At 38.8% G+C, this 16848-nt stretch carries 8 protein-coding genes and 4 pseudogenes; 7 read left to right on the forward strand and 5 right to left on the reverse strand.

Going from position 1 to position 16848, the window contains the following annotated elements; genetic code table 11:
• Positions 1-47: 47 nt before the first annotated feature.
• From AC2TF5_RS03210 to AC2TF5_RS03225, 4 genes and pseudogenes are all read left to right on the forward strand, one after another.
• Positions 48-5657, forward strand: a complete 5610-nt coding sequence (locus AC2TF5_RS03210; protein WP_491300836.1) for an amino acid adenylation domain-containing protein — start codon at positions 48-50, stop codon at positions 5655-5657.
• An 89-nt stretch (positions 5658-5746) separates the two neighbouring features.
• Positions 5747-6859 (forward strand): annotated as a pseudogene (locus AC2TF5_RS03215) (IS110 family RNA-guided transposase); the annotation flags it as partial.
• 267 nt (positions 6860-7126) lie between these two features.
• A pseudogene (locus AC2TF5_RS03220) lies at positions 7127-8116 on the forward strand (transposase); the annotation flags it as partial.
• A 476-nt stretch (positions 8117-8592) separates the two neighbouring features.
• Positions 8593-9297 (forward strand): ParB N-terminal domain-containing protein, encoded by a 705-nt coding sequence (locus AC2TF5_RS03225; protein ID WP_491300837.1) that lies wholly within the window; start codon positions 8593-8595, stop codon positions 9295-9297.
• 189 nt (positions 9298-9486) lie between these two features.
• Here the strand turns inward: AC2TF5_RS03225 and AC2TF5_RS03230 are convergent, their stop codons facing one another.
• Together AC2TF5_RS03230 and AC2TF5_RS03235 are read right to left on the reverse strand one after the other, a co-directional pair.
• Complete coding sequence (locus tag AC2TF5_RS03230) at positions 9487-10839, reverse strand: IS4 family transposase (RefSeq protein ID WP_491300838.1); 1353 nt, start codon at positions 10837-10839, stop codon at positions 9487-9489.
• A gap of 192 nt (positions 10840-11031) precedes the next feature.
• Positions 11032-11781 (reverse strand): annotated as a pseudogene (locus AC2TF5_RS03235) (IS256 family transposase).
• A 143-nt stretch (positions 11782-11924) separates the two neighbouring features.
• Here AC2TF5_RS03235 and AC2TF5_RS03240 point away from each other — a divergent pair.
• Positions 11925-12952 (forward strand): annotated as a pseudogene (locus AC2TF5_RS03240) (IS630 family transposase).
• A 1204-nt stretch (positions 12953-14156) separates the two neighbouring features.
• Here AC2TF5_RS03240 and AC2TF5_RS03245 read toward each other — a convergent pair.
• The 3 genes from AC2TF5_RS03245 to AC2TF5_RS03255 are packed head-to-tail and all read right to left on the reverse strand — an operon-like array spanning position 14157 to position 15291.
• A complete protein-coding gene (locus AC2TF5_RS03245; protein WP_491300839.1) occupies positions 14157-14405 on the reverse strand; it encodes a hypothetical protein in 249 nt (82 codons plus the stop codon).
• Between the two features lie 26 nt (positions 14406-14431).
• Positions 14432-14662, reverse strand: a complete 231-nt coding sequence (locus AC2TF5_RS03250) for a hypothetical protein (protein WP_491300840.1) — start codon at positions 14660-14662, stop codon at positions 14432-14434.
• Between the two features lie 35 nt (positions 14663-14697).
• A complete protein-coding gene (locus AC2TF5_RS03255) occupies positions 14698-15291 on the reverse strand; it encodes a TetR/AcrR family transcriptional regulator (RefSeq protein WP_491300841.1) in 594 nt (197 codons plus the stop codon).
• 316 nt (positions 15292-15607) lie between these two features.
• On the opposite strand from AC2TF5_RS03255, the gene AC2TF5_RS03260 reads away from it, so the two are divergent.
• Positions 15608-16396: a helix-turn-helix domain-containing protein gene (locus AC2TF5_RS03260; RefSeq protein ID WP_491300842.1), complete on the forward strand. Its 789-nt coding sequence runs from the start codon at positions 15608-15610 to the stop codon at positions 16394-16396.
• A 29-nt stretch (positions 16397-16425) separates the two neighbouring features.
• Positions 16426-16719 (forward strand): YfzA family protein, encoded by a 294-nt coding sequence (locus AC2TF5_RS03265; RefSeq protein WP_491300843.1) that lies wholly within the window; start codon positions 16426-16428, stop codon positions 16717-16719.
• Positions 16720-16848: the final 129 nt, after the last annotated feature.

Below are 16848 nucleotides of genomic sequence, written 5' to 3' on the forward strand. Positions count from 1 at the left end.
AATTACTATTTTGTACTTTTTGAAAAAAGAGAAATGGATGTGACTATGTGATAATTCAAAAATTTGAGCAGGAAGTGGAGAAATATCCAGATCATATAGCTATCAAAACTTTGGATGATGAAATTACATATAAAGTGTTAAATGAAAGAGCAAATGCATTGGCTAATAAAATCATTCACTATCATTCTATTAATTTTGAAGCAAATATTGCTGCTCTACTGTTTGAGCATGGTAAGGATATGATTATTGGAACCATAGGTTCATTAAAAGCACAAACAATATATGTACCATTAGATCCAAGTTATCCAATACAACGGTTAGTTTATATGCTTCAGAATTCTGAAGCAAATTTCATTGTAACAAATAATAAAAACATAGAGCTGGCTAGATGCCTAATCAAAGAAGCAAAGCTAGAATTGAAAGTTATTAATCTGGATGAAATTGATTTGGATTATTTCACAAAAATTGTAAACAGGAAAATTTGTAGTGATGATATCGCATATATTTTATATACGTCTGGTTCAACAGGAAAACCAAAAGGAATTTTTCAAACGCATAGAAATGTATTACATTTTATAGAATGTTATAAAAATGCATTATCTATAACTAATGAAGATAGAATGACTTTGTTTTCTGCATTTAGTCACGATGCTGCAATTATGGACATTTTCGGAGCATTATTAAGCGGGGCTACGTTATACCCACTTAATATTAAGTATGATATGGAAATTGCTGATATTTCTAAATGGATCGAGCTGGAAAAGATCACAATTTGGCACTCGGTTCCAACAGTATATAGATATTTTATTAATTCACTAACTAGAAAAGAAAAGTTTAGTGCATTACGTTATATTGTTTTGGGCGGAGAGAATGTTCTATTAAATGATGTAGAAAAGTTCCGAAATATATTTTTAAATGCTAAGTTAGTGAACTTATATGGACAGACGGAATCTTCTTTTAACTCAGCACAAATATATACTGTTGATTCTGAAATTAAGAAAGTAACATTAGGGGAAGCGGTACAGGGAACAGAAATCTTAGTGGTGGATGAGAATAGAGAAGAAGTATCACCGTTGAATATTGGCGAAATTGTCATTTTAAGCGATCATGTTGCTCTTGGATATTGGAAGGATGAAGAAAAAACAAGAGAATCCTTTCAATATAGTCCAAATGTGGGGAAAACCTATTGGACTGGTGACTTAGGGAAATTACTAGTAGATGGGAATATTGAATTTATAGGGCGTAAGGGCTCACAAGTGAAAATAAGGGGTTATAGAATAGAGGTTGAGGAAATTGAAAACAATTTGTTGAAAAATGAAATTGTGAAGGAAGCAGTAGTTTTAGGTAAAAAAGATACAGAAGGCCAGGATTATCTGTGTGCATATATAGTTTCCGATAAAAAATTAACTTCAAGTTACTTGTATGAATATCTTTCCGAAAGAATACCAGAATATATGATCCCATCCTATTTCGTACAGTTGGATAAAATGCCGGTTACACCCAATGGGAAGCTCGACCGAAAGGCACTACCAGAGCCAGATGGCAGTATATCAACAGGTACAGAGTATGAAGCACCAAGAAATGAAATGGAAGAGGAACTGGCAAGGATATGGAGTGAAGTATTAGAGGCAGAACGCATAGGGATCAACGATAACTTCTTTGAATTAGGAGGACATTCCTTAAAAGCAACAGTGCTTATCTCCAGAATACACAAAGAGCTCAATATGGAAGTACCGCTTAGAGAAATGTTTAAGTCACCGACAATCAAAGGGATCAGTGAATATATCACAAGTATGGAAACAGCGAGTATGTATTCCTCCATACAGGCGGTAGAGAAGAAAGAAACCTATGAAGCATCTCCGGCACAAAAGAGAATGTATTTGCTTCAGCAATTTGACCTGAACAATACAGGATACAATATGCCGGGAGCCCTGGTGGTAGAAGGAGCCCTCGATGCAGACCGACTAGAGGAAACTTTCAAAAGCTTAATTAAGAGACATGAAACCTTAAGGACATCATTTGAAATGATAGAAGATAAGATCGTTCAAAGGGTAAATGAAAATGTTGATGTTACACTCGAGCGTTATGAAGCCGATACCGAGCAAGCTGCAGAGGCTATCATTGAAGATTTTGTAAGGTCATTTGATCTAAGTCAGGCACCGTTACTGAGAGTAGGGCTGATAAAACAGGGAGAAGATAAGCATATCTTACTGTTTGATATGCATCACATCATATCCGATGGCGTATCCATGGGGATATTAATCGGCGAATTCGCAAAGCTGTATGAAGGTCATGAACTGGAACCTTTGCGAATTCAATATAAAGACTATGCTGCATGGCAGAACAACATCTTACAATCCGAAGAAATGCAAAAGCAAAAAGAATATTGGATCAGCCGGTACAGCGATGAAGTGCCTGTGTTAAACATGCCGACAGACTATCCAAGACCGCTGGTGCAAAGTTTTGAAGGGGAAAGTATCCGCTTTGAGCTGGATCGGGAATTAACACAGTTATTAAAGCAAGTAACGCAAGAAACCGGAAGTACAATGTATATGGTGCTTTTGTCGGCAGCAAACATTTTGCTGTCAAAATACAGCGGACAAGAAGATATTATTGTGGGCAGCCCCATCGCGGGAAGACCGCATGCAGATTTAGAGAATATTATAGGGATGTTTGTAAATACGCTTGCCTTGAGAAACTACCCAGCAGGAAGCATGAGATACGAAGAATTCCTCAAGGAAGTCAAGGAAAGTGCGTTACAAGCATATGAAAACCAGGATTATCAATTCGACGAATTGGTAGACCATCTAAACATTCCAAAGGATATCAGCAGAAATCCATTATTTGATGTCATGTTTACGATGCAAAACTTCGATTCAGAATATATGGAACTCAAAAACTTGGCATTTAAGGATTATGAGCAGGAACATAAGATATCCAAATTTGATTTAACCATAACCGCAAAAGAGATAGAAGAAACCATTGAATTAGATTTTGAATACAGCACGAAGTTATACAACAGAGAAACCATAGAAAGAATGATAAAGCATTTTGTAAATATACTGAAAGCTATCACGGCGGATCGAAAGATTAAGCTACATGAAATAGACATGCTGACAGCAGAAGAAAAACAGTTGCTGCTTTATGAATTTAATGATACGTATGCGGATTACCCGCGAGAAAAGACTATACAGCAGCTGTTTGAAGAACAGGTAGAAAGAACACCGGATCATATAGTCGTGATCTTCGAAGAAGAAAAACTCACTTACAGAGAACTGAATGAGAAGGCCAATCGATTGGCCAGAACGCTGCGAACTAAAGTTGTAGGGCCAGATACGATTGTAGGAATCATGGTGGAAAGATCATTAGAAATGATCGTAGGAATCATGGCCATCCTAAAAGCAGGAGGAGCCTACTTGCCGATAGACCCAGCATACCCGCAAGAAAGAATAAAATATATGTTGGACGATAGTGAAGCTGGGATTTTGTTGACGCAAACATCTTTATTGAAAAAAATAGATTTTAATGGAGAATTATTAAATATACAAGATGAAGGTATGTACTCGAGTACATTGGATAATCTAAATTTGATGAGTACATCGAAGAATTTAGCTTATGTTGTTTATACTTCAGGTAGTACTGGAAATCCGAAGGGGGTTATGGTAAGTCATAAGGCACTAAACAATTTTGGAGTAGGTGTATGTGAAAAAATAGAACTATCGTTGTATAAAAGAATACTTTGCTTAACTACAATTACTTTTGACATATTTGCTCTTGAAACATTAGTTCCTTTGATGAAAGGAATGGTAATAGTTTTAGGAGGCGAAGAAGAGCAGACGAATGCTTTGAAATTAAATAATATGATCATTAGAAATGAAATTGAAGTATTACAAATCACCCCTTCAAGGTTAATGTTGTTAATGTTGGATGAAAGCTTTAAGGTTAGTTTGAAAACTTTAAAAGCAATTTTGGTCGGGGGAGAGAGTCTTCCAATATACCTATTTAAAGAGCTAAATAATTATCCGAATCTAAAGATATATAACATGTATGGACCTACAGAAACTACAGTATGGTCATCCGCAGGAGAACTCACCGACTGTAAAACTATAAATGTTGGCAAGCCAATATCCAACACACAGATATATATAATTGACAAATACAAAAATATGCAGCCTCTAGGTGTTGCAGGTGAGTTATGCATATCAGGTGATGGATTAGCTGAAGGGTACCTAAAAAGGCCGGAATTAACCGATGAGAAATTTGTAGAAAATCCGTTTAAAGAACATTCTAGAATGTACAAAACAGGTGACTTAGCTAGATGGTTACCCGATGGTAATATTGAATGTTTAGGAAGAATAGACTACCAAGTCAAAATAAGAGGATTTAGAATAGAACCTGGAGAGATAGAAAATAATCTATTGCAATATGAAGGAATTAAAGAGGCTGTAGTCCTTGATCAAGATGATGAAAATGGAGTTAAGTATCTTAGTTCTTTCATAGTTTCAGAAAATGAATTTAAAACAGGAGAGTTAAGAGCGCATTTATCAAAAAATCTTCCGGATTATATGATACCGTCGTATTTTACGAAGTTAGAAAAAATGCCATTAACATCAAACGGAAAAATAGATAGGAAATTATTACCAAAACCAAATCGAAATATTGGAACAGGTACGGAATATGTAAGACCGACAAATGAAGTAGAAGAAAAACTAGCGGCGATTTGGAAAAATATCTTAATGATTGAAAATGTAGGTATAAATGATAATTTCTTTGAATTAGGAGGAGATTCTTTAAAGGTTGCCATGTTGGTTGGAAAAATATATAAAGAATTCAATTTGGAAATACCGTTTAATATTATTTTTACAATACCAACTATTAAAGATATATCCGGTTGTCTATTAAATAAAGAGATTTTTAGTAAATATCAAAGTTATTCAAAAAATCAGATAGTAACAAGATTCAATGATTTAAAAACGAATACTAAAAAAATATTCGTTTTCCCTCCTACACTTGGTTTTGGATATGTATATAGCGACTTTGCAAAACATACTAAGAATCATATTGTTTTTAGTTTTGATTTTATTGAGGATGAAAATAGAGTCGAAAAATATGTTGAGCAAATCACTAATATTCAAAGTGAAGGTCAATATATCTTGATGGGTCATTCAGCGGGTGGGAATTTAGCCTTCGAAGTAGCAAAAGAATTAGAGAAGAGCGGATATGAGGTAAGTAATCTAATATTATTGGATAGTGAGCTGAGAGATAAAAAACTTAGGTTAACCCCAGAAAATTTCAAGGTGTTTGATGAAGTAATTGAAAATGCCCAGTTAAATTTAAATATACCTTATATAGTAGAGCATATCAGCGAAAATGTTCAAAGGAAAGTAGAAGCCTTTATACCTTATTGGAATGAACTTATTAATAATGGTGAGATAAATGCAAATATTCATTTCATTTTAAATGCTAGTAAAAATAAAGATGAAGAGGCTTTAAAATTAAACAGGGTGAAAAAATGGGCGGACTTAACAAGAAAAAGCTTCAAACTTTATCAAGGATATGGGGAACATGGTGAAATGGTTGATGGTGATATTGCAAAATTAAATGCCCAGATTATAAATGGAATTTTAGATAAAGGAGCCACTCCTGTAATGAATTAATTTGAGGTTTGAACAAAAAAAGCGTCTCCTGTATGCTGGGTCTCGAATGCAGTCTCATTCATGCCCGAATTAAAAGGAGGACGCTCACTATTAAGTATAAACAATCGAAGAAACAGAATCAACGGATTATGAGAATTTCCGACAAGACCCTTGTCGTAGGCGCAGACATTGCTAAAGAGACCCACGTGGCGCGCGCGATCGACTTTCGGGGAATGGAACTGGGGAAAGATTGTGTGTTCTCCAATACCCGCGCCGGAATGGAGCAACTGGTTCAGTGGATGAAGGAGCTTCAGCGGGAATGCCAAGAGCGACGTCCTCTTCGGCATTGAACCCACCGGACACTACTGGTTTACCCTGGTGGAGTATTTGGGACAGCCAGGCATTTCTTTGGTCGTGGTCAATCCGCATCATGTACACAAAAGCAAAGAACTGGAAGATAATTCACCGACGAAAAACGACTATAAGGATGCCAAAGTCATTGCGGATTTGGTGCGAAACGGGAAGTACAGCGACTGAAATTACCGACGAGTGTCTACGCAGATCTGCGGATTCTCATGAATCTTCGCGAGAAAATCATGGTCAACCTCGGACAGGTACAAAGACGGGTACAGGACTGGCAGGATCGATTTTTTCCGGAATATACGCAGGTGTTTAAAGACTGGGAAGGCAAAGCTTCTCTCCTCACCTTACAGGAGTTTCCCACGCCTGGAGAGATCGTAGACCTGAGGGTAGACGGCATTGTGGAGCGCTGGAAGAAAGACGTGAAACGAGCCGTAGGGAAGAAACGAGCCAAACTACTGGTCGAGGCGAGAAGTTCCATCGGACTTACAGAAGGGATCTCCGCAGCGAAAATAGAGATCCAAACGCTCCTGGAGCAGTACGACCTGTTCGCAAGACAGCTCGAAGAAATTCTGGCCGAGGTGGAACGTCTACTCGCGCAAATCCCAGGAACGAAAGAGATGCTTACCGTGCCGGGCGTGGCAGTAGTTACGTTGGCGGGATTCATTGCGGAAGTGGGGGATCTAAGCGGTTACGAGCATGGACAGCAGATTATTCGGCTGGGCGGACTGAATCTCAAAGAAAACAGTTCGGGAAAGAAAAAAGGCAAGTCCAGCATTACCAAACGTGGACGCGCACGCCTAAGGGCGCTACTGTTCCGGACGGTCATGCCCAAGGTGGCAAAGAACGCTGAATTTAAGGCAACCGGATCAGCAGGAAAATAATGAAATCTTTACATGACTTCTCCAGCTCTTATCAAGTCAATGGCTGAAAATCTAAGAACGAGTGAGTAAACAAGAGAAAATATTTACTTATAGTGGAGAGAACAATTGTTAATTCGGGCTTGCTGAAAACTAAAAAAATGACTAAAAACAGCATAATAACAAGGGGGTTGATCTCTTTCTGTCAAATTCATATGCAAAGGAAACATTGAAAAAGGGTTCGAAAACTTTGCAGATGTAGTGACGAAAATGTTCAAGCCGACCGCTCATCTCCAAAATCAAATGATTCTGCAAGGCCATTTCTTTCTGCCCTTCGGCGGAAAGCTGAACGAAGAAAATCGTTGGGTTCAGTTGACGCAGCTAGTACCATGGGCAGAAGCTGAGAAGAAATACGGACAGTTTTTCAAAGACACCTTCTGCGGACAACAAGCGCTCCCTCTGCGCTTGGGGCTCGGCGCGCTCATCATCCAAGAGAGAATGCAGTTGACCGACAGAGAAACTTTGGAGTTGATTCAGCGAAAATCCATACATGCAATACTTTATTGGTCTATCCGGATTTGTCATGAAGCAGCCCTTTCATCATTCCATGATGACTCATTTGCGGAAACGTCTGACAGAGGTACTTGTTGAACTGAATGAGAGCGTCGCCTCTTTAGGAGCGAAGAACGACGACCATAAACAACAACTCAAGCAGCGGCAAAGGGAAGCGGTCTGAGAAGCGCACCCCTGCTACGGAAGTTGAGCAGCAAACGATGTTCGTAGAGCGCCAGTCGAAGCGTCCGAAACAGCGCCTTCCGTCGAGCAGACGCTTACCGAGCCAGAGGCGTCTGAAGCGAACACGCCTGTGACCAAAGTGCATCGGATAGCGGCCGCAGAATCGGATGAGCCTGTGTTGCCGAATCAAAGAACGATGCTGGTGAACGCCACCTGTGCGCCAGCTGATGTGGCTTATCCGACAGATCTGAATTTGATGAATGAAGCGCGGGAGAAGCTCGAAGCGATCATCGATACGCTGCATGCGCCGGTCATCGGACAAACGGCGAAAGCGCGAACGTACCGAGAAAAAGCACACAAGCAGTATCTGGTGGTGTCCAAGCAGCGCAGGCCTTGACCGAAAGTGATCGCACAGCGATCAGGCGGCAGCTCGGTTACGCTTGACGAAACCTCTCCATCATCGCCGGGCAGGCCAAGATGCAGCCGCTCGCTCTGCTTAGCCGCAAAGCTTATCGCGACCTGCTGGGGAAAGTCGCTATTTCAAATACATGGGAAAAAGTTTATGAAAGTGCAGATATTTTTATTACTGCGACGACTGCTTCTGAAGGATATATTGATTCGAAACCAAAAAGTAATTCATTAATCTTAAACATTTCATTGCGAGATTTAAAACCGGAAATAAGTAAGTATTCAATGGCTATTATTGTTGATAATTAGAATGAAGTTTGCTGAGAAAATACTAGTATTGAACGAATGCATAAGTCATTTGGCTTACGTGGTTAATCATTGATGTAGTATGGGAATAATTGTTTTTCTGAATTTGAAAGATTCAATTATTTTTAATCAAATGGGAATGGCTGTTTTCGATGTTAGAATAGGTAACAGTTTCTATTCGAAAGCCTTAAATAAAGGGATTGGTACCCGACTATAATAAGAGTTAAACATTCCATCTTATTGATTATTATTGAAGTTAAATAATTTATTTAAAGGGGATTATTATATTGCTACGACAATTATGTTTTATAAGCTCAAACAATCTGCAATTACATGAAAACTTTGAGGTGAACAGAATCAATGAGGTATTAGACTCTTTAAAAAAGGATGGAATTTTGAGAAATCCGATTACTGTTACAAAACTAGAATATGGTCAAGATTATTTGATTCTTGACGGGGTGCACAGATACCTCGCACTAAAAAGGTTAGGATTTAAGAATATGCCTTGTCAGGTTATAGATAATAAACAATATATTATACAGTCATGGTGTCATTTGGTGCAAAGAGGCATATGGTTAGATAAATTGTGGGAAAAAGTAACCCAAATTAATAATGATTGTTTTGATTCAGAAATAAAAAGGATTAAAGTATGGGTTTCAAATGAAGCTGAAAAACAATCGGTTTTAATACAAAAAAGTCAAAATAATAACTCTATTTTTGATATGGTAGTTAGTTGGAATGGTATAACTAATTTATATATAAATCGGTACCAAGTGATACGTATTGAGGGCCTTAAACATAGACCACTTGAGTTGGACAAAGTTATAGTTGAATATCCTGCTCTTACGTTTCAAAATATAGCCGATATTGTTAGAAAAGGTTATCTATTACCACCAGGTGTTACTCGATTTATTATTGAAAATAAGCTTGAAAATGTAGATATTCAATTAAATAAAATTCCGAAAGATACTGTAACAATTCATCAATTATAAATAATGACTTGTAATATGAAATGTGCCAGCAAAAAGATTCTGCTGATCATCAGATCATTACAACTGCTAGCCAGGGTCTAAATATCTCTTTTTAGGACTGTCTTCCTTAGCTTATAATATCAATTAAAGGTTAGAGGCGTTATTTTATGATAAAAAATGAAAATGTTAAAAAACTTTAAAATACATAACTCAACTTTCGCAGCTCAAATCTCCAAACAAACCCTTGATATAGCTGGGTAAACTAGAGATCCCATCCTGTAGTTGACAAAAAATAGTTGTTTTGTTTTTCTTGGTTTTGGCTTGGGTCATTTCGAGAAATAAACTCATGAGTTGCTGAAGCGCGGTCTGTAAGTCCAGATCACGGACTTCATCTGCAAAGAGAAAAAAGAGTCCTTCCAGTGTCCGTTCATCGCTTGATTGACGCCGCTCGTATTCCATCGCCAAATAACGGCTGAATACTATCGTGGTATGACTAATCAATTGGTCGAAGGAACGGCCCTGGAATTCGGTTCCCAATTTCAAATAGCTTTTGGTGACTTTGAAGAAGGTTTCAATACTCCAGCGCATGCCGTAGATTCGTACGATTTCAGCTGCATCCAGCGTGACGTCTGTACTTAAAATCGCAAGCCATTCTCGTTTCTTATTCCGGTTGCGAACAAAAACAAGCTTCACGGCCAACCCACAGGTGGTGTGTACGATGATGGAGCCTTTGATGTCTTTTGCATTCGATGGAGGAAGACTTTGAAAGACTTCGCGTAGCGTCATTCGCTTTCCTTGCACGAGATAGCGTTGTTTCATCTCTTTCACCATACCAATCACAGAAAGACCTTTGGTAGTGAGTTGACGAAGCAGAGGCGCTTGCGTAAACCAGCTATCCATAAGCACGTAGTCGGCGGTGAATCCTGCACTCAAAGCCCGTTCCAGCAAGGCAACAACGGCATCCGGCTTCCGAGAAAAGGCTTCCATCCGGCGTTTGTACCCGTTGCTGTGTTTTGAGAGATTCGAAGCCATTTCGCACAGCCGGTTAGCCAGTTTGGCTGAAGACAGCATGACGAAGTCAAGGGGAGCGAAGCTAAAACCGTCCGACCAGCCCAAGGTTAGCATATTGTAGCCTTTGGTGAATTTGCCCGTGGAATGGTCAAAGACTCGTGCAAGTAACTCTGCTTTTTTGCTCCGGTTTCGACTCAAAACGGAATCGTCGATGATGAACACTCGTACACGCGTAGATGAAATAAGCGATTCGAAACCCTGCACGATACGAAAACTTAAGGTATGCAAAAAGCGACGCCAAGCAAAAGAAGCTTGATTCAAGAATCGATAGATGACATCTTTGCCGGGAAGATCTGCTCCACGATCACTTTCCAGGAGTCGAAACCAGTTCTTTCCTTCGAAGACCAAGGAGAACACGATTTGAAAAATCGCTAGACTCGAAAGACCAAAGGATTTGGAGATGCCCGCGTGCCGCAAGGCTTTCCCGATGTGAAGAGTAGCAAAAAGTTTGGAAAAGCGAGACTGTTCAGATAGAGAATGTTGTTGTAACATAGAGTTACGCACCTTTCTTGTTGGCATGGTTGGTCGTACTTCCATGATACCAAACAAGTGAGGTGTTTTTTGTCAAATTTGCTAAGTTAGATATGACGAATCCTACTGGTAGTGTGAAGGATAGGGCAGCCAAATAGGTAGCGTCAAGAAATTTGTCTAAATGAATATAACCTTATCTTGTAGAATATGAAGTCAGTCTCTGGTAGCGGAGAACATCTCCGAAAGCTCAGCCCGAGCCTTGTCAAAGCCCATGTGACAGCGGGTAGCAAAGCGTTGGTTATAGCCTTCGAACTGGGCCACCAAGAATTTCTCAAGCGCCTCTTCATGAGGGAATTGCTCTTTTCGCTTGGTGTATCGCTTGATTTGTTTGTTGAACGATTCGATTAGATTGGTTGAATAAATGCATTTCCAGATGGACTTAGGGAAGCTGTAAAACGTGAAGATATGCGGGTTCTCCTGCAGCGATTTCACCACCTTGGGATAGGTGGCTTTCCACTTGTCACAGAAGGTCTTTAAAGCGTCTTTACCGGCGCTTTCATCGTCGGCTCGGTATATACGGCTTTGAAGTCGTCACAAATCTAGCTGCGATCCGATACACGAACCTTATATGCGAGAGGTTTCGCGCTAAATGAACAAGTCAGGTCTGGTAGCTGGCCTTCGGATACACTTCTCTAATTGCATCCACAATGCCTTTTAACCGTCAGAAACAAAGAAAGGCACTTCCTGTACGCCGCGTTCCCGAACATCGGACATCTGCAGCTCTTTCCATATGTATGCCGACTCGGTTGGAGCAATCGAGTAAGTTAAGACTTCTTTCGAACCGTCTTCACGAATGCCTACAGCAAGATAGACTGCTTCTTTCGAGACGGTCTCTCGCTTCACCGCAATGTAAGTCGCATTTAAATAGACACAGACATAGCATGCGGTGAGCGTACGCTTCATGAAAGCGTCAATATGTTCGAAGAGTTCTGTGTACACTCAGTTCTATATAAGTTGAATCAAAGTTCTTAGCAAACCTTGGGGAGGAAAAATAAACCGTTTGTCGAATAAGAAACAGTTCAAGAAACGGACAAGTGGGGAACGCCATGGATAAGTACACCGAACTGGAAAAAGTAACAGAAGCCATGAAACAAACCAAAGAGCGGCGCATGTATGAACACTATCAAGCCATCTATTTGCATTTAAAAGCCACATCCATGACGGCAATCGCTGACATTCTAAATCGAAACCGGATGACGGTGAGGAGTTACATTACGGTGGATTGGCGGCCTTGCAGCTCAAGTACTCATCGGGTGCTCCTACTCGGTTAACAAAGGAACAGCAGGATCAGTTGAAACAGACCATCGCCTATTTGGTTCCCCATGAGGTCGGCTTTACGGCCAAGCACAACTGGATGCTTGAGCTTTATTGCCACGTATGTGGAACGTGAATGGGGCCACCACTACTCGCTCCGAGGCATCTCCAAGGTAATGCAACGATTAGGGCTCAGCTATACGAAACCAACATACACGCTCGCGGCAGCAGATCCCGAAAAGCAACGTCAGTTTGCCGAAATGACCTTTCCCGACTTGAAAAAAAGTTAATGAACGATGAAATCGATCACTTGTTGTTCGAGGATGAATCAATGATTCGAGATTATCAAGCGATTCAGAAGACCTGGTTTCTTCGCGGGAAGCAACGCATCATTCCAACCACGGGCAAGCATCGCGGGGTCAAGCTGCTCGCGACGGTTGATTACGAGACGGGACGAATCGTTTGGCAAGAAGACGAACAATATACCGCTGAAACTTTTCTTTCCTTTCTCCAGAAGATCCTCGTAGCTTATCCGACGGGGAAATTGGTTCTTGTGTTAGATAATGCTCGGATTCATCATGCAAAACTGCTTCAGCCATTTCTGGAAGAGCAAAAAAATCGGCTTGAGCGTGTGTTTCTGCCACCCTACAGTCCACAGTTAAATATCGTAGAAGGACTCTGGAAATGGCTCAAGTCCAGTGTGATCAACAATGTATTCTATTCCACCGTTCCCGAAATCCGTCTGCGTGTCGGGCAGTTTATGGATGAAATTATGAAGCACCCTCATGCCATAATTGACCGCCTATGCGTTCGGCTTTGATTGCTATTTTCTTTCGTTCAACTTAGATAGCAAATTCCCAGAGGAAGGGATTTACCGTCTCTAAGTAATTCTATTGACCCAATCCAGAAAGAAGATCGAAAGTAGAGCAGCAATTGCCCCAAATTCTGGACGTGGCCTTCAGGCTTACTATCAGAAGTAAAAACGATTTGTAAACAAAAACAAATTAATCTACAAATTTATTGTAAGCAAAAAGTCAAGTGAAACCTTTAAAAACAGGTTCCTAACTTTCTTTTCATGGTATTTTCTAGCGGTTCCAGACTTTCTTTTTTCGCGTTTATTAAAAGCCTCTGCAAACCCAATAAAATCCACACAATTAGTTCCACACATTTTTATCACCTGATACTGCTGTAACAAGCAAATAAAGTCGTTCACCAGCAACTTAAACTCGTATTGAGCAATTAAAAGTCGTATCAGAGTCGAGCAGATCCAGGATTATTTCCTGACATTTGCTCGACTTTTCTTTTTGGGGCAGGGGACCAGAATTAGGGGGAAGGCAGGAGAATACAGGGTTATTCTCGAATCCTATCTCAGAGGCTTTTATCAGGCGTTTCAGGGCTTCCCAGGCATTGGAGTGTGTCCAACTCAGGCATTTGCTCAGGCTTTTATCCAGGCTATTTCTGACCCTTTAGCCCCGATCTTGTCCCTGTCCTTTTCCTGCCTTTTGATACGACTTTAATTTGCTCAAATTGTCGGACAATTGAAGGGGAAGAGCGAGAAAAACTAGGCGGGACAAGGGTTTGGACGAATTAAGGTGGCCGGGATGTATCGATACGACTTTATTTTCGGGACATAGCTTTTTGTCTTGAGAAAATAAAGTGTTAGACTAAAAAATAAAGTATTAGACTCAGAAAATAAAGTTGTAGACTGGCGTCGGGTGTTAAGGTATCTGGTAGTTTTCAATAACAGACGTCTTGAAGACTTAGATTAATGGATGAGTGAGCTTGAATAAGTTTGGATATATTCAACATATCTTTTAAAATGGATCTCCACAGTGTACCACCAGCACGCTTCGCAAAAGAAATGATTTGGCTTGCCGAAAATTATAAAAATATATCCTCTATTTTGGGAAATATATAGAAAATGAAATGAACAAATGATATTGGAATAGGATATCCATAATTAAAATAGACTATATTTCTATAGTCTATACTTCACTTCTATACAAAAAGATAATGTTACTTATCTAATCGTTTTTTACACTTTGTCGATATATGAAAACACTGCTTATTATTCCAAGTCCACCAAATAACAAAACCCATTTGTTGTTGAAAAAGAGTCCATACATTAGAATTGCACTACCAATAATTCCACTTGAAAATGCACTGGATACCATGGATTTTTTTGTTGGTTTAGGGAATCGAATAGAGGTTCCCAGAGTTTTATTTCCCCATTTACAAGCCGTATCCATGATGTTATGTAATTTGTCTAACATCTTTTTATCCCTCTTTCATTTTAATTTTAAAATACGAAGAAAGAAAACAAAGCATTGGACAGAGCACCCAAAAAAGCTAACAATGAAATTGATAAACAAACCATTCCGGCAATCTTTTTCGTCTTCATTTCTCTATTCTTTTTGGATATTAAAATTAACCCTGAGATTAGTAGGCCAATTGCTACAATGATATTAAACACGATAAAAAAAGGTGCTGTTCCTTTAAGAAAGTCTATAATACTCCAAAATAAAGTCATTGCTATCCTCCAATTTTATATTTGAAATTGAGCCTCTACTCAAAAATACTTGCTACCAACTGCTTAGTCATAAATTGAAATGCGGCAAAATGATCACAGTTCTTTGAAATTCCGTCTTTACTTGCAATACTTGAAAGAAGTACGGTGAAAGTCGAAAATGCTAACTTCTCAGAAACCTTTAATTTAAGATTTGCTTGTTTGATTGCAGTACGAAAAAGATCACTACTATCAAATGTTAGTTTTTCTTTCATTTCCTCCGAAAGTTTACTATAAAATGATATGAAATCGACCGTTTTTACGTCATAAAGAAATGGTTTGCTTTCGTATTCATAGTAAAGCTGGATTATTGCTGTTTCAAAGCCGGACTTTTCAGGGCATTGATTTATTTGCTTGATAAAATTCCCATAAATAATATCTAGAATGTCATACAAAACTTCATAAAAAAGTTCTTCCTTACTTGAATAAAAATTATAGAAAGTACCCGTTGATATTTCTGCTTTTTTACATAAGGCACCAATACTCGTTTCTTTATAACCCAGAGAAATCCAAAATGCCATACACTCATCTTTCAATTTACTTTTAATTAGAATTTTATCTTCCTCTGAAAAAACTTTTTTTCCTCTTGCCATAGGCGAATACCTCCTTTATGAATAATTTTTATGAATATTCGTATTATATATTCGTATAATACCACCAACACTGATTCTTAACAAGGATTAAAAAATAATTAATTGATACGGATGAGGTTGCGAAATGGTGCAATTGATATCATGGCGAGGTTCGGTTATTTTCCGTAACAATAAAATCGTTCCGCAATCGGGTGCCATATTATGGAGTAGTAACAACAATGCAACCATAAGTTGACAAAGTGCATCTGCCGCGAGATAGAAAGAAAGGCAATGTTTTCATACAATATAGCTAACAAAACGAAAGGGATTGAAGTTAATGACTTTTGGCGAGAAACTTTTTAAGCTAAGAAAAGAAAAAGGCTTTTCTCAAGAAGCTTTGGCTGAGAAATTAAACACGACAAGACAGGCAATAAGTAAATGGGAAAATGGCCAGGGGTATCCCGAAACAGAAAAGCTTTTGATGATTGGAAGTATTTTTGAGGTGTCTATCGACTATTTGCTGAGAGATACCGCTAAGCCAAGCCAGGAAAATGATGAAGGGTATTATGTAAGCAAAGAAATGGCTGAAGGGTATTTGTTGAACAAATGTAAAGTCAGTAAATATATTGCTTTAGGACTTTTTGTTGTTGCTTTATCTTTTATACCTTATTTCTTTTTTAACCAGGATCCTTCAATGTATGCACTTCCAACTATTATTATTGCTACAGTAGGAGTTGGAATAACTGTATCAGCCAATTATTTAGAAGAAGATCAATATAAAATACTGAAGCAGGAACCTTTGCTGTTTGACGAAAAATACCTTAAAGAGCTGAAAGTGAGATATGAAAAAATGAAGAAGAAATATGCTGCTCTCATGTTAGTTGGGACTTGTTTATTTATTGCAGGTTTATTACCCATTCTATTCGAAAGAAGAGGTATTACTTCAGGCTTTTTCATACAATATTATCCGATTTGTATCGCTTTGATTGCAGTCGGTGTTTTCATTTTAAGTCGCACTTCAACCATACTGGATGGATATAAACTTCTAGCTAAAAATGAGGAGTATACTAATCGCATTAGTTTTAAACTAAGGAAAAAGATAAGGAAAAAGGTAGATGGAATTTAATAATCATCAAGTGAAAGGAGACTAGTCAAATGACAGACATACTAAAAAAAGGTCGTCCTAATCGAATAAGAAGTTGGGGTATTACCCTTGGTGTTTTTCTCATTGTGCAATTAATCTTTATCGCCATTGATGGCACATCATTGGAACCGAACATAAACGATTCGGGTAACATAGCAGGTAGGCTTTTACAATCGAAGCTTTTTACGGAATGGATCACTCCATATAGCTTCCCATTTTTTAATATGTGCACGGTGATTTGCGTTATTGCTATACTCGCAAAAGCAGTAACAGATATCTTTTCAAGCATCTTTTCTAGAGGGTGAATTAACCAGCATGCGTTCCGTTTAACTTCTGCCAGAAGTTAAGCGCAACGGTTCCTCTGGTAAGCTGAACATAAGTGATTTATGAAAAATAACAAAGCATATCTGAGAAATCTCAGATATGCTTTTATT

Source organism: Paenibacillus sp. JNUCC 34 (assembly GCF_058269055.1).